This window comes from Pseudoalteromonas sp. 2CM32C, from assembly GCF_023161925.1.
Classification (GTDB): Bacteria; Pseudomonadota; Gammaproteobacteria; order Enterobacterales; family Alteromonadaceae; genus Pseudoalteromonas; species Pseudoalteromonas marina.
Genome location: NZ_JALNTI010000004.1, coordinates 266,943 through 281,490, shown reverse-complemented (window position 1 = coordinate 281,490; position 14,548 = coordinate 266,943). Strand labels below are relative to the sequence as shown.

The 14,548-nt window shown below is 39.1% G+C and carries 15 protein-coding genes; 4 read left to right on the top strand and 11 right to left on the bottom strand.

Going from position 1 to position 14,548, the window contains the following annotated elements; all coding sequences use genetic code 11:
* Window position 1 precedes the first annotated feature (1 nt).
* From MTF67_RS10590 to MTF67_RS10570, 4 genes are all read left to right on the top strand, one after another.
* On the top strand, window positions 2-223 hold the full coding sequence (locus MTF67_RS10590; protein ID WP_039037902.1) for a hypothetical protein: 222 nt from the start codon (window positions 2-4) through the stop codon (window positions 221-223).
* Between the two features lie 243 nt (window positions 224-466).
* Window positions 467-1,789 (top strand): methyl-accepting chemotaxis protein, encoded by a 1,323-nt coding sequence (locus MTF67_RS18480; RefSeq protein ID WP_039037901.1) that lies wholly within the window; start codon window positions 467-469, stop codon window positions 1,787-1,789.
* A gap of 399 nt (window positions 1,790-2,188) precedes the next feature.
* Window positions 2,189-3,256: a hypothetical protein gene (locus tag MTF67_RS10575; protein ID WP_248519497.1), complete on the top strand. Its 1,068-nt coding sequence runs from the start codon at window positions 2,189-2,191 to the stop codon at window positions 3,254-3,256.
* 54 nt (window positions 3,257-3,310) lie between these two features.
* A complete protein-coding gene (locus tag MTF67_RS10570) occupies window positions 3,311-4,366 on the top strand; it encodes a hypothetical protein (protein ID WP_248519496.1) in 1,056 nt (351 codons plus the stop codon).
* A 46-nt stretch (window positions 4,367-4,412) separates the two neighbouring features.
* Here MTF67_RS10570 and ttcA read toward each other — a convergent pair whose 3' ends face one another.
* The 11 genes from ttcA to ccoN form a co-directional block, all read right to left on the bottom strand.
* Complete coding sequence (ttcA, locus tag MTF67_RS10565) at window positions 4,413-5,324, bottom strand: tRNA 2-thiocytidine(32) synthetase TtcA (protein ID WP_008126427.1); 912 nt, start codon at window positions 5,322-5,324, stop codon at window positions 4,413-4,415.
* 95 nt (window positions 5,325-5,419) lie between these two features.
* Window positions 5,420-6,346, bottom strand: a complete 927-nt coding sequence (gene uspE, locus MTF67_RS10560; protein ID WP_039037900.1) for a universal stress protein UspE — start codon at window positions 6,344-6,346, stop codon at window positions 5,420-5,422.
* 100 nt (window positions 6,347-6,446) lie between these two features.
* Complete coding sequence (locus MTF67_RS10555) at window positions 6,447-7,178, bottom strand: FNR family transcription factor (protein WP_006794303.1); 732 nt, start codon at window positions 7,176-7,178, stop codon at window positions 6,447-6,449.
* 67 nt (window positions 7,179-7,245) lie between these two features.
* Entirely contained in the window at window positions 7,246-7,917 is a 672-nt protein-coding gene (locus MTF67_RS10550; protein WP_248519495.1) for a sulfite exporter TauE/SafE family protein, read from the bottom strand.
* Complete coding sequence (gene ccoS / locus MTF67_RS10545) at window positions 7,910-8,077, bottom strand: cbb3-type cytochrome oxidase assembly protein CcoS (RefSeq protein WP_006794301.1); 168 nt, start codon at window positions 8,075-8,077, stop codon at window positions 7,910-7,912. The genes MTF67_RS10550 and ccoS overlap by 8 nt, the downstream gene beginning before the upstream one ends.
* The gene (locus MTF67_RS10540; RefSeq protein WP_248519494.1) at window positions 8,074-10,449 is read right to left on the bottom strand and encodes a heavy metal translocating P-type ATPase; all 2,376 of its coding nucleotides are present in this window, start codon (window positions 10,447-10,449) and stop codon (window positions 8,074-8,076) included. The genes ccoS and MTF67_RS10540 overlap by 4 nt, the downstream gene beginning before the upstream one ends.
* 8 nt (window positions 10,450-10,457) lie before the next feature.
* Window positions 10,458-10,949, bottom strand: a complete 492-nt coding sequence (locus tag MTF67_RS10535; protein WP_248519493.1) for a FixH family protein — start codon at window positions 10,947-10,949, stop codon at window positions 10,458-10,460.
* A gap of 149 nt (window positions 10,950-11,098) precedes the next feature.
* Window positions 11,099-12,133 (bottom strand): cytochrome-c oxidase, cbb3-type subunit III, encoded by a 1,035-nt coding sequence (ccoP, locus tag MTF67_RS10530; protein WP_248519492.1) that lies wholly within the window; start codon window positions 12,131-12,133, stop codon window positions 11,099-11,101.
* Window positions 12,130-12,315 (bottom strand): CcoQ/FixQ family Cbb3-type cytochrome c oxidase assembly chaperone, encoded by a 186-nt coding sequence (locus MTF67_RS10525; RefSeq protein WP_006794297.1) that lies wholly within the window; start codon window positions 12,313-12,315, stop codon window positions 12,130-12,132. The genes ccoP and MTF67_RS10525 overlap by 4 nt, the downstream gene beginning before the upstream one ends.
* 5 nt (window positions 12,316-12,320) lie before the next feature.
* Window positions 12,321-12,995, bottom strand: coding sequence for a cytochrome-c oxidase, cbb3-type subunit II (ccoO, locus tag MTF67_RS10520; RefSeq protein ID WP_006794296.1), 675 nt, complete (start codon window positions 12,993-12,995; stop codon window positions 12,321-12,323).
* Between the two features lie 12 nt (window positions 12,996-13,007).
* Window positions 13,008-14,441, bottom strand: a complete 1,434-nt coding sequence (gene ccoN, locus MTF67_RS10515; protein ID WP_006794295.1) for a cytochrome-c oxidase, cbb3-type subunit I — start codon at window positions 14,439-14,441, stop codon at window positions 13,008-13,010.
* Between the last annotated feature and the right edge of the window lie 107 nt (window positions 14,442-14,548).

Here is a 14,548-nt window from a genome sequence, read left to right as displayed (position 1 = left end):
TATGAAAACCTCATTTACAATAAATCGCATTACTACAAGTTTTGGCATATTTAGAGTAAAAGGGCTGTGGTGCACTCAATACGAAAACATCGATAGCGTAGAAATAACCTCGCTACAAATAATGGGAACAGACGGTTGGGTACGTATAAGTCACCAATATGAAGAAAACGCCCAGTGCATAGAAACGTTATTACCTGCACTATTACTGCATTTAAAAGCGTAAATGGGGCTTAAACAGTGATTTTAGTAAAATAGCCCATCGTAAAGTTTGACTTATATGGAGGCTATATTAAAGTAATAAATGGTCCCAAATGTGTGTTAAGTGTTTACTTTACCATGTAAAAGTCTTGGTTTTGGTTGAACTTTAAGCAAATTATTTAACGCTAGGGCAAATTTCATTTATCACGTAGATAAATTAGCCTCTGCATTTATAAATTTCATACCTCGAGTATTAGTAAGGATATTAATGTTTTTTTCTAATAGTAAACAAAACGAAATAGCATCTTTAAAAGCAGAGCTTTACCCACTACAACAAGTATGGGAAGGCCTTAATCGTGAAATGCTAGTAATTAATATTCTTTATGACGGACGAATTTCCCACGCAAACGAGCAGCTCCTTAATATGCTGGGCTATCGAGAAAATCATATTATTAATACTCCGCTTTTAGATATTATTTCTGAACATTCCCAGCACTCAGACGAGTACAAAAGCTTACAAAAAGCGATTAAAAAAGAGGGCCATTGGGGGGGCGCGTTACAATTTATTCGCCAAGACGGTCAAGTAGAGTGGTTACGTTTAATTGTTCACCCTGTAAAAGGAGAACAAGATCAGCTTTTATATTTTTCTATTTTTTGTACTGTATTAACCAAAACAATTTCAGCATCGCGTGAGCAAAGTGACACAATCAAGGCGATTTACCGATCAATGGCGGTTATTGAATTTGATTTAGAAGGACATGCATTAAAGGCTAATCAGCAATTTTTAGATGCAATGGGCTACAAAGAAAAAGAAATATTAGGCCAACATCACCGTATTTTTTGTGAGCGCGAAGAGTCAGAATCACAAGAGTATCAGGCTTTTTGGTCAAAACTCAGGCAAGGACAGTTTATAGCGTCTCGATTTAAACGTGTTGATAAGCATGGCAACATTGTCTGGTTAGAGGCCTCTTACAATCCTATTTCTAATGATGCCGGAAAGCTCTATAAAGTAATGAAGTTTGCGACTGTCATTACGGAGCAAGTAAACCGAGAAATTGCGATTTCTCAAGCTGCCGAAATTGCCTACAGCACCTCAACACAAACAGATAAAAAAGCAGAACAAGGCGCTGAAGTAATTAAAGACACAGTGGCTGTTATGACAGAGCTTGCCATAAATATGGAGCAAGCGGCCAGCGAAATCTCTGCATTGGATCAACAATCTCAACAAATAGCGAGTATTGTTCAAAGCATTAGTAGTATTGCAGAGCAAACTAATTTACTTGCACTCAATGCAGCTATTGAGGCCGCCCGTGCTGGTGAGCAGGGCCGGGGGTTTGCCGTTGTAGCAGACGAGGTTCGTTTACTCGCATCACGTACATCTAAAGCAACAGAAGAAATTGTTGAAGTTGTACAGCGTAACCAATCGCAAACCCAAAACACGGTTGATGTAATCGAAAAAGGGAAAGAAAAAGCAGAGCAAGGCTTAGCTTTATCTAAAGAGTCGGGCAATGTGATGAGTGAAATACAAAATGGTGCTCAAGAAGTTGTAAATGCTATAGGGCAATTTACAAGCGAGCTTAAAGGTCAATAAAGTCAGTTAAAAATTTTTGCCAAGGCTAAACCACGTTTAGACTTGGCAAAATAGATTGCACTCCTCAGCTATATTTTTTACAAACCCACCATATAATTCCAAAAAAGACAATTTTTAAGTTGTTGATAAAAAATAAATTTTGTTTTGATCCAGTATAAATGATAATAAATTGTTGCATTTTTGTTCTTTGTTCCTAATACTGGTCATTGTCTGGACTGATCAGTCATACTAATTTGCTTAACTAAGTACGTTACTAAAGGCAGGTAAAATATAGTTATAACTCGCTGATAGTAGAGTCAGGTTATTTTCTCTAATGCTTAATATTGCAGATAAGTAAAAAAAGACACTAATAATGAATACCTTAACAAATAATATTTAACACACACATTAAGGAATTTTATGAACAACACACACACACACAAGTGGATAAAACCTCAGCATATAGTGGGCGCATGCCTTGCTATGCTAATGAGTTTTTCTGCTGCAAGTAAAGATCACAAAATAATATTAATTCATGGTTTGCAGGTATCTCAAATAACCAATAAATCAGGTAGCGACGTTGTAAATGATGGCGAAACATATTGGCAGTCGTATTGGAATAACAGAGCAGATGAACGAATTGATTGGCCTGCCTACGAGCGTGTTGAAGGTAAAATAGCAACAGATTGGGTTTGGCCTAAATTAAAGCAGTTATCTCGCTCAAACTTATGTGCTGATGGCTGTGTATTAGTGACACACTCTACTGGGGATTTAATTGCACGCCATATTATTGATAACCAAGCAAACTGGTTAGAAAACGCAGGGCTTACTCCACTTAATATTGTTGCTACATTTGATTTAGCCGGTGCTGGTGGCGGTAGTGAACTTGCTGATGTTGCTGTAAGCGCACTTACAGGTGCATCGTGGAATTTTGCTATAGATGCAGCACTCAGATGGTGGCTAGGAAGCGATGTTACCGAAGCGGTTGGCGTGTTACACGATTTAAAAGTAAATAATGCGCGTAAAATATCTCCATTTCCAGATGCGCGTACACCTCGTTTACGTTTTGTTGCCGACGGTAATGAATACTTAGGGATCACAGGCGCATTTTTAAAAGGTAATGATGATTCGGTTGTTGCGTCGCACTCATCATGTGGTGCAAGCTCAGCACGATCATTTGGTAGCTGTAGCAGCAGTATTGATACTGATGGTCGATTAAAATCACAAAGTGATGCGGTAAATAGTTTTATGCCTAACCATTACCCTATGATGATGAGTGACAGCTACAGCCATAATGAAATTCATAATGCTCAGCGTAAAGGTAATGTAACCATTGCTATGAATAACATTAATGTCGACGGACAAAATGTTGGCTTTAATACATTTGATCAAACAACAGGGTCGTGGTTTTGGAAAAAGAACTACCGTTATATTAAAAACTCAAACACAACGAGTGCTTCTGCATTAATTTATAATGTGATCCCATAAACGTTAAATGTGCAGCTTAATTAAGCTGCACTTTTTATAAGGATTGAGCTATTAATGATAAAAAAAATCCTAGTAGTCGTTTCGGTAATGGCTTTACTGGCTTTATTAGTTTGGCCCTCTCAAGAAGAGGCTAAAGTTGAAGTCGCTGTTGTTAAGATAAAACAGCCTTTGCCCGCTGAGAGTAAATTAAACATACACGCAACTACTGCACACTTATCCGCTAAATCACCACCAAAACAAAAAGTAACAACAGATTACAATAGCAACTTAGCAAAAGCAGCAGAGCAGGTAGCTACTCAATACGAGCGTGCGCTTAAATATCCGCCATATTCACAACCATTGTCTGAATTTGATGAAGACCGTTTAAAACCTAATCAATTTTACCCTGTTGAAAGTCCAATAGACGACAAAGGAAATGCGGTTACAGTTAGCCTTAGTAAATATAGGTTTGTGTATCCAGAAGAAATAACATTAAAAGTCAGCGCAGGTGGCCTTAAAAATGTGAATGTAGAGCTTGCCAATACAGATACAAAAGAGACTGTAACAACCTATAAAAGTAATGCACAAGATGGCGAAGCCAATGTTATTTTTAAAGCTGAGGAAGACTATCCGCGAAATTTACAAATATTTGTTGAAGCAAATGTTGATGGAAAACAAATCCCTGTAGTGGCGCAAATTCAATATATGCCACCGAGTGCGACACTTATTGGTTTTGAGTCGGCATACCCACAAAGCGAAAACATGCTTATACCCGCCAATTTAAAAGTAGTAAAAAAGGGCTTGTACCGTATTCGGGCGAACCTTTTTACTGGCGACACACCACTTGCGCACTTGGTAAGTAAAAAACGTCTAAGTGAAGGAAGCCAAACTATTGATTTAAAAGCGCACTGGTCAATTTTGCCGCAAGGTATGGCTGATATGCGTTTGAGTGGATTTGTAATTGAAAGGATGTCGCCAAGTCCTGGCGAGCGAAACAGTTTTGGTAATAGTGAAATTAGCCACTTTGATATAAATGACTTTCCTTTTGACAGTTTACAACAGCTGCCATACCAACCTAATGAGCAAGAAAAATTAAGCTTGGAGTTTTTAAAAGGATTAGCCGACGGTTAAACTAGTTTTGGGTTTGCTTTAATGCAAACCCAAAAATACAACTTAGTTAGCTTAAGTTAATTGTAACAACGCCAGCGTTTTCTTCGTCTGTATCGCTGTTGACAGGTACTTTAGGAATATCTGGCTTGTCGAGTGCAATATCGCCGCCATCAATCACTTCACCCGTTTTTAGGTTTTCAAAATCAAATAATTCAGCATCGGCTAAATGAGATGGCACAACATTTTGCATGGCTGTAAAAATACTCTCAATGCGACCCGGATGATCTTTATTCCATTGCGCTAACATGTTTTTTGTATGTTTACGCTGCAAGTTTTCTTGAGAACCACACAAGTTACACGGAATGATAGGATAGCCTTGAGTAAACGCGTATTTGCTAATGTCTGCTTCTTTACAGTAGGCAAGCGGGCGGATAACCATATGCTCGCCGTTGTCGCTCATTAATTTAGCAGGCATACTTTTTAGTTTTCCACCATAAAACATGTTTAAAAACAGTGTTTCAATCATGTCGTCACGGTGATGACCAAGAGCAATTTTAGTTGCACCAAGCTCTTTAGCTGTGCGGTATAAAATACCACGGCGTAAGCGAGAACACAGCGAGCAGGTGGTTTTACCTTCAGGAATTATGTCGGTTACAATACTGTAGGTATCTTCTTCTACAATTTTGTACTCTACATCGAGTTTATCTAGGTACTCTGGCAATACATGTTCAGGGAAACCGGGCTGTTTTTGGTCTAAATTAACAACTACAAGATCAAATTTAATGGGGGCAACACGTTTAAGGTGCTGCAGCATTTCAAGCATTGTATAGCTATCTTTACCACCAGAGAGGCAAACCATTATACGGTCACCTTCTTCAATCATGTTAAAGTCCATAACTGCTTGACCAGTTAAACGGCGTAAACGCTTTTGTAACTTATTAAAGTTATATTGAGCTTTGGCTTGAGCTGAGTTAGACACTACGCCCCCTTAGTAAACAATGCAGCAAATTACTTGCTAGAAATAAAGGGGCGTATTATATGTTATTAGCATATCGGGAGCTACAGCAAAATTTATTAATCTTTTGCCAGTGGGCTAACGTAGCCGTCTGGTTTTAGTGCTAATACATCGCAGTCTAGGCTATCTATTACATGCTCTGCAGTATTGCCAACTAGCGCAGCACTTAACCCAGTACGTCCAACAGTTCCAATAACCACTAATTCACTATTCAAACGATTTGCAATATCAGGAATTACATCTTCTGGTAAGCCTTCTTCAATAAAGCATTGCTCAGTAGTTAATGTAAATTCAGTAGCCAGTGCATTAGTTGATTCTATATGGTGTTTTTTAACTGATTCGTTGTAAAGACTTGGATTAAACTCTGGTATTTCAATAGCTATATTAATAGGGGTGGCAGGATATGCATTGACTAAGTTAAGTTTTGCATTAGCAAGCTCACATAAAAATTGCGCGTCTTTAATTATTCGTTTGTTTAACGCTATATGCTGATCATTTTCGCTCACTGCGTTAACAGCAGCTAAAATATTGCCATTTTCAGGCCATGCCATTTCTTTTACAAATAATACTGGAGTAGGGCATTTACGTACCAAATGCCAATCTGTAGGGGTAAATATCACCGATTTTAGTGCACCATGTTGATGAGTGCTTTTAATGACTAAATCGTAATTTTGATCGATAACTGTTTCAATAATGGCTTCGTAAGGGCGGTTATGCCAAACAACTAATGTTTCAATATTTAAGTTATTGTAAGGTGAAACTAAATCGTTGAGCCAGAGTTCGCGGTCTTTTAAAACGGCTTCGCGCATCGCTTCACGCTCATCGCCTGAAAGCATCGTTGTCATTTCATAAGAGAAGTCATAGACCGTCATGAATGCTGTAATTGTTGCGCCAGATTTTTTTGCCAGTTCGACTGAGCGCGCTAAACCATGTTGATCGTCTTTGGTAGGGTCAATAACCGCGAGAATGCGTTTAATTGTGTTCATGTGCTACTCCATTTATCTAACTGGTGTACTTTTAGTGTAACTCAAATACAAAACAGTTAAAGGCTTAGCACATAAATTGTTGTTCTATATCAAGGTATACCTATTTAACAATGGCTGCTGCTTTAGCGAGTGCATCATTATCTAAAATAGTAATAAACTTGCCTTCTACTTTAATTAAATCGGCTTTTTGAAAGCGACTTAATAAACGGCTAATGGTTTCTACTGTAAGGCCTAAGTAATTACCTATTTCACCACGGGTCATAGTAAACCTAAACTCTTTACGCGAAAAACCACGCTCACCAAATCGCTCAGACAAGTTATAAATAAAACTAGCTAGGCGTTCTTCTGCCGATTTTTTGTTAAGCAGTAAAAGCATTTCTTGATCGTAGGTAATTTCACTGCTCATTAAACGCATTATTTGCTGGCGTAGTTTAGGTAATTTACCTGCAAGCTCGTCAAGAGTGTCGAAGGGAATTTCGCAAATCATTGAGGTTTCTAGGGCTTGAGAAAAGCTCTGATGTGCCATTTTACTAATGGCATCAAAACCAACTAAGTCACCTGCCAAATGAAAGCCTGTAATTTGCTCATCACCTTGCTCAGACAAGGTGTATGATTTAAATGAGCCAGAGCGTACAGCATAAATCGCTTTTAATGGTGCACCCGATTCAAATAAATAGTCACCTTTGTGTAATGGTTTTTTTCGCTCAATAATTTCGTCAAGCTTATCCATTTCTTGGCCATTTAACGAAAACGGTAAACACAATTGGCTTATGCTGCAGTTATTACAGCTAATAGCACAATTACCTTTAGCGCGACTTTGAGTGAAATCCATAATTTTATCCGTTTTAGCTTTTATATACAGGGGGAAATAAACCTGAAAAGGTTAATACATCTTAACATTAATGTACTAACTTGTCGGTTGCAATAATCAATAAGTAGATACCATACCAAATTATAACACTGCCTAATACTATTCGGGTCCAAGGATGATTTATAATGCTATTGAGTTTTTGCGCAGTGATCCCTACTGTGATCATGGCAGGAAATGTACCTAGTGCAAAACATAGCATAACCATTGCGCCATCAAATGCTGTGGGGCTCGTCATTGCCCAGGTTAGCGCTGAATAAACCAAACCGCACGGAAGCCAGCCCCATAAAGCCCCGTAGCCTATGGCTTTAACTGTTGAGTCAACCGGCATTAAATATTTGTTAAGCTTAATAATATGCTGCCAAATAAGTGTTTTACCCACTTTTTCAAGCCATTGAAGTGTAGGTCCTAAGCGCATTATGTAAACGCCTACTAACAGCATAAAAATTGCTGCAATAAATGAAAGCGTTACAGAGAATGATGTGTTTTGTTTAGCAAATTGGCTACTTATACCCGCAACGAGTGAGCCTGCAAGCATGTAACTTATTGCACGCCCTATATTATAAGCAAATGAATAGGTAAGTGTTTTACGTTTGTCGCTGGCTAATTGTAACGAGCTGGCAATCCCTCCACACATTGCTATGCAGTGGCCGCTGCCAATCAAACCCATTAAAAATGCGCTAATGTATAAAGGGTCAATCATTACTTTTGTTATGCTGCTCTTTGTCATCTTCAAACAAAATACTGTGGCCTTGTTTGTTCAAATCAGAAAACTGCTCGCTTCTTACCGCCCAAAAAAATACACCAATGGCAATAAGCACAAACAATATGGCAATGGGGATCAAAATATAAATTATGCTCATAACTTTAATAGCCTTAGTGAATTACAAATCACAATAATTGAGCTGGCAGACATACCAATGACGGCCATCCATGGAGCAACTAACCCAAGTGCTGCAAGCGGTAATATTGAACCATTATATAATAAAGACAATGTTAGGTTTTGTTTAATAATACGCCGAGTCTGTTTAGCTATATTGAGTAAGTGATCAATAGACGCTAAATCGCTATTTAGCAGTACAACATCGGCGCTGTTTTTTGATATATCAGCGCCAGTTTCCATTGCAATAGACAAATGGGCACTTGCAAATACAGGGCTATCGTTTATGCCATCACCCACCATAGCGACCACCTCATTTTGAGATGAAAATGCCTCTACGGCTGTTTGTTTATCCTGTGGTGAGCAACCAGATTGCACGCTGTCTAAGTTTAATTGTTTAGCTACTTTTTTGCCCGCATCTGACGCATCGCCAGTAAGCATGTGGCAAGTTAATTGCTGCGCATGTAACGATTTAATTAAACTTTGAGCATCGTGCTTTACTTTATCTACAAAATAAAAACGTGCCACAACGTGTTTGTTTATATACAAACTGGCTTGCGCGTTTGTTTTTTTACTGTCAAACCAACCACTTTTACCTATAGCGTAGTGGGTGGTTTCATCTTGTGCACTAATCCCTAAACCTGCGTGCACTTCAATGTTATGAAGGCTATGTTTTGCTGGAGTGTAGCCGTCAAATGCACTTGCAATCGGGTGCTCAGAAAAGCGCTCCAACATTGCTACAATAGCCATTACATCATCTTTTGAGTAGCTGTTGTCGATAATATCTACTTCATCAAGGCTAAATTTACCTTGTGTGAGTGTGCCTGTTTTATCAAACGCAAATAAAGTTAGTTTTGAGAGGGTTTCAAGTACATGGGCTTGTTTAATTAAAATCCCCTTTTTGGTTAGGCTGGCAATTGCACAGGTTAGGGCTGTCGGTATTGCTAGGCTTAAAGCGCAAGGGCAGGTTGCGACTAATACTGAAATAGTAATCCAAAAAGCATGCTCGGGATCAATTTGATACCAACCAATGGCGGTCAACGAGGCAAATACCAACAAGCAAGCTACAAACCCTTGTGCTACTTTATCGGTTATTTCGACCAGTTTAGGCCGCTTTGTAAGCGCATTGTGTTGCAGACGAATAATTTGATTTAAAAGGGTGTTTTGGCCTATTTTATTTATTTTAATTTCAATAACACCATCGTGGTTTACACAGCCGGCATACACATTATGGCCTATGAACTTGTTAACCGGTTGGTGCTCGCCGGTCATCATTGATTCATCAACGGTCGTTTTACCTTTAATGAGTTCGCCGTCGGCGGGAATGGTTTCACCTGCTTTAATTAGCACAACATCATTAAGTTTAAGCTTTTTAGCCGCAATAATGAGTTCTTCACCACTATCTGTAAGCGTGCGAGCCGTTAATGGTAGTAACTTCTGAAGGTTTGCTGTGTATTCACTCGCTTTTAAACGCGCTCTAAATTCTAAATATTTACCTAATAATAATAAAAAGGTAAACATGCAAATAGATTCAAAATATACCTCACCAACTTGCATAACGGTTGCATAACAACTGGCTCCGTAGGCGCCAAAAATTGCTAGAGAAACAGGTAAATCCATATTAAGCTGTTTAGCTTTTAAGCCGTTAATTGCGTTGGTTAAGAAGGGCAGCGCACTATATAAAATAACAGGAGAAGCTAATACAAGGCTTATCCATCTAAAGTACTGTTCAAAATTACTATCCATACCTGAAAACATGCCAAAATACATGGCAAATGCAAACATCATTACTTGCATTGTCATTAGGCCTGCCACACCTAAGCGGCGAATATACGCTTTTGCAGTTTGTTGTTTTTGTTGTGCTTCGGTATCGGCCTGAAATGGATATGCTTTGTAGCCTATTTTAGCTAAGGCGGTAATAATATCACTCAGTGGAGTCGCTGTTTTGTCCCATTGGATCATTGCACGGTTAGTTGAGGTATTTACATCTACCCGTTTAACAGTGTTTAAACTCAATAATTGCTTTTCTATAAGCCACGCACATGCGGCGCAAGTAATGCCTTCAACACTCAGTAATACCTCTGAAATATTGTTGCTTGTGGCTATAAATTCATCTTGAATATCTTCGTTGTCGTAACTTTTAATAAATGCCAATTGCTCAGGAACAAGTTGCTCTACTTTACCCGCACTGACTGTGCGGTATTTGTAGTAATCAGTCATTCCTTGCTCAACAATATTTTGCGCTACGGCCTGGCAGCCAATGCAACACATTGGCTGAGGGGTATCGTCTATTGTTACTGTGGCGCTAAATCCCTTTGGCACACTTTCAAGGCAATGAAAGCAAGAATTAGACATAATAATAACTACTTATAGTTAGGCGTAACTAAAACGGTTTCAACCGTAGGTAGGGTAATGTTTTCTTTTAGTTTCCATGTTTTATCGATAGGTTCAACAAAAATGGAATAGGCACCTTCAGTGTAATTTTCAAGAAGTGCGGTGAATTCTTTGTTTGCATTCGCTGTAAGTATCGCTTCAAAGTCGTGTGCTTTGATTGTGCGGTGATAAAACGATACTTTTAAAGCCGATACATTACTGCTATCGCCTTTGGTAAATTTAAAACTCACTCGGTCGTTAGTTACGGCTAATTCACCATGTAAGTAAAGTGCTTTTGCTTTCTCGAACTTACTGAGCTCTAAATTAATTGCTTTACCTTTTTTATAGTAATCATCAACGACCATATCTGGGCCATTGCCAATTGCCGTTATTAGTAAAGTAATACAGCCAACAATAGCTGCTAGCGGGAAAAAAATTAAAAACCAAGGCCAAAAGTTTTTATACCACGGAGTAGGTTGCATAGTGACTCTAATATTAGTTTCGAAGAGGTTATTTTATAGTAATTGTACGTAAAAGACTAAAAAAAAGCCTCCAAGTGGAGGCTTTTTTGATCTGGATTAATCTATTGAATTTAATAAATTAATTTATAAACATTCTATTAACAGCGTGCTTATTTATCTTGCGATAAGTTGTAAACGTACGCAGTTAAAAGGTGGATTTTATCTTCACCTAAAATGTCTTTCCACGCTGGCATTACACCGGCACGACCGTTAAGCAGTGTTTCTTCAACGGCACGTTGAGAACCACCGTATAACCATATGTTGTCGGTTAAGTTTGGTGCGCCAAACGGTAAGTTATGAGCAACCGACCCTTTACCGTCTGCACCGTGACATGCTGCACACATTGCAAACTTAGCTGCACCAGCGGCTGCATCTTTTTGGTTTACTGTACGACCAGAAAGGCTCAACACGTGTGCTGTCATTTCTTTTATACCTTGCTCACCTAATGCTGCACCCCAAGGAGGCATAGCTGCAACACGACCAATCAGAAGAGTTTCTCTAATTTTGTCTGGTGTGCCACCGTATAACCAATCTTTATCAGTTAGGTTAGGGAAGCCAATACCACCACGCGCGTCAGACCCGTGACATTGTGCACAGTTTTGAGAGAATAAACGCTGACCAATTTCTAGTGCTAATTGACCATCTGTTTGTTCATGCTCTGTGCCATTTTCAAGAGCTAGCTGCTGCGCTGCATCACCATCAATTTTAGATTGAACCAAATCTAAAACAGGTACTTTTGCAAGTCGGTTAAAAATAGGACCAAAACGCTCTTCTGCTGCTTCGTACTCTTTATCAAGCTTTACAAAACGGCCTTCTTCTTTAGCATCCGCAACTGCTTTTTTAGATTCCGCTAAAGATGTAATACCCTGATTAGAGCTTGTCCATTTACCTAACCCTTCCCAGTTACCTAAACCTGGATAAGCCGCTAAGTAGTAAACCGCCCATATAAATGTTGCGAAGAACATGTAAGTCCACCACTTAGGTAGTGGATTGTTCAGTTCGGTAATACCGTCATACTCATGCCCACAATCTTCACCTTCTTCAACACCAGCGTAGTTTTTTAAGTTCCACACTAATAGGCCAAAGATAATAAGTAAGCATGCTAGGGTTAAAACAATAACCCAAATACTCCAAAAGCTAGTCATTTTTCAGACTCCTTTTCCTCGTTAGAGAGTGTGTTGTTATGTTTTTTTTCATCTTCAAAAATGGCATTAGCAGCGTCGTCAAAACGATTTTTGGTACGCTTGCTGTATGCCCATACAACAATCACAATAAACAATACTAAAATTACCAGAGTTAAAATGCCTCTGTATGTTCCGTAATCCATAATAATTACTTCAAGTGCGTGCCAAGCTGTTGCAAATAAGCGATAAGGGCTTGCATTTCTGTTGCACCTTTACCGTCATTCATTGCATCAACTTTGGCAACGTCAGCTATTAGTTCTTCATCGCTACCGTAACCTAAACCCGGATGTTTTGGGTTTTCTGGGTTAATAGCGAATGTATCACGGAAAATTTGTAGTTTTTTCAGAGTTAAGCTGGTATCAACTGTGTTCTCTGCTAACCAAGGGAAACCTGGCATATTAGACTCAGGAACCACATCACGTGGGTTCACTAAGTGAGCATAATGCCAATCGTCCGAGTAACGTTTACCAACACGAGCAAGGTCAGGTCCAGTACGTTTAGAACCCCATTGGAAAGGGTGATCCCATACTGACTCGCCTGCTACAGAGTAGTGGCCGTAACGTTCAACTTCGTCACGAAAAGGACGGATCATTTGTGAATGACAGTTATAACAACCTTCACGCACGTATATATCGCGACCTTCCATTTCTAATGCATTTAGAGGACGTAAGCCATCTACTGGTTTTGTTGTGTCGTCTTGGAACATAAGTGGAGTAATTTCAACTAATGCACCAAAGCTGATAGCAAAAACAGTCAGTATGGCCATAAGGCCAACGTTTTTTTCTACTATTTCGTGTTTGTTTTGTGAATTTTTATTGCTCATCATCTCACTCCGTTATGCTAATTGTGCTTGCGCGTCTAACTTCAGTGATTCTTTTTCAGCTGAAATTGTACGGAAAACGTTATAAGCCATAACTAACATACCTGTTACGATGAATACACCGCCAACAAAACGCATTATGTAGAAAGGATGTGATGCTTCTAAAGACTGAACAAAGCTATACATTAATGTACCGTCAGCATTTACTGCACGCCACATAAGACCTTGCATTACACCTGAAATCCACATTGCAACAATGTATAAAACAACACCAACAGTGTGTAACCAGAAGTGTGTGTTAACAAGCTTAATGCTGTACATACGACCTTGTGCAAATAGTGCAGGGATAAGGTGATAAATAGCACCAATAGAAATCATAGCTACCCAACCAAGTGCACCTGAGTGAACGTGGCCTACAGTCCAATCTGTGTAATGAGATAATGCGTTCACAGATTTAATTGCCATCATTGGGCCTTCAAACGTAGACATACCGTAGAAAGAGAGTGATACAACTAAGAAACGAAGTACTGGGTCAGTACGCAGTTTGTGCCACGCACCCGATAAGGTCATTATACCGTTAATCATGCCACCCCAAGATGGAACAAATAAGATAATAGACATAACCATACCTAAACTTTGCGTCCAATCTGGAAGTGCAGTGTAGTGAAGGTGATGAGGACCAGCCCAAATGTATAGAGATACAAGTGCCCAAAAGTGAACGACCGATAAACGGTAAGAGTATACAGGGCGACCTGCTTGTTTAGGTACAAAGTAGTACATCATACCTAAGAAACCAGCGGTTAATAAGAAACCTACAGCGTTATGACCGTACCACCATTGAACCATCGCATCTACTGCACCTGCGTAGATAGAGTATGATTTAGTTAACGATACAGGCACTGCCATACTGTTCACAATGTGCAATACTGCAACAGTGATGATAAAGCCAGCATAGAACCAGTTAGCAACATAGATATGCGATACTTTACGTTTAATTAAAGTACCAAAAAATACAACTGCATAAATAATCCAAACAACAGCGATTAAAATATCGATTGGCCATTCTAGTTCAGCGTATTCTTTAGAGCTTGTAATACCTAATGGTAAGGTAATTACTGCTAATACAATAACTAGCTGCCAGCCCCAAAATGAAATTGCGGCAAGTTTGTCTGAGAAAAGGCGCGTTTGACAAGTACGTTGTACGACGTAATAAGACGTCGCAAAAAGTGCACTTGTACCAAATGCGAAAATTACTGCGTTCGTGTGTAACGGACGTAGTCGAGAGTAAGTTAACCATGGTGTATCAAAGTTAAGTGCTGGCCAAGCTAATTGGGCAGCAATCAGAACCCCAATACTCATGCCAACGATGCCCCAAATCACTGTCATAATAGCGAATTGGCGTACAACTTTATAGTTATACTCAGTTTGTGATGCTACTGTTTGGCTCATTTTCTGGCTTCCGCTGCAATAAATGCGTTTAGAAATGAATTACCCACTTAAAAAGTGGGGCCTACTATTACTTCACAAGCATGTTACCTAAAACGTTCAAAGCATGA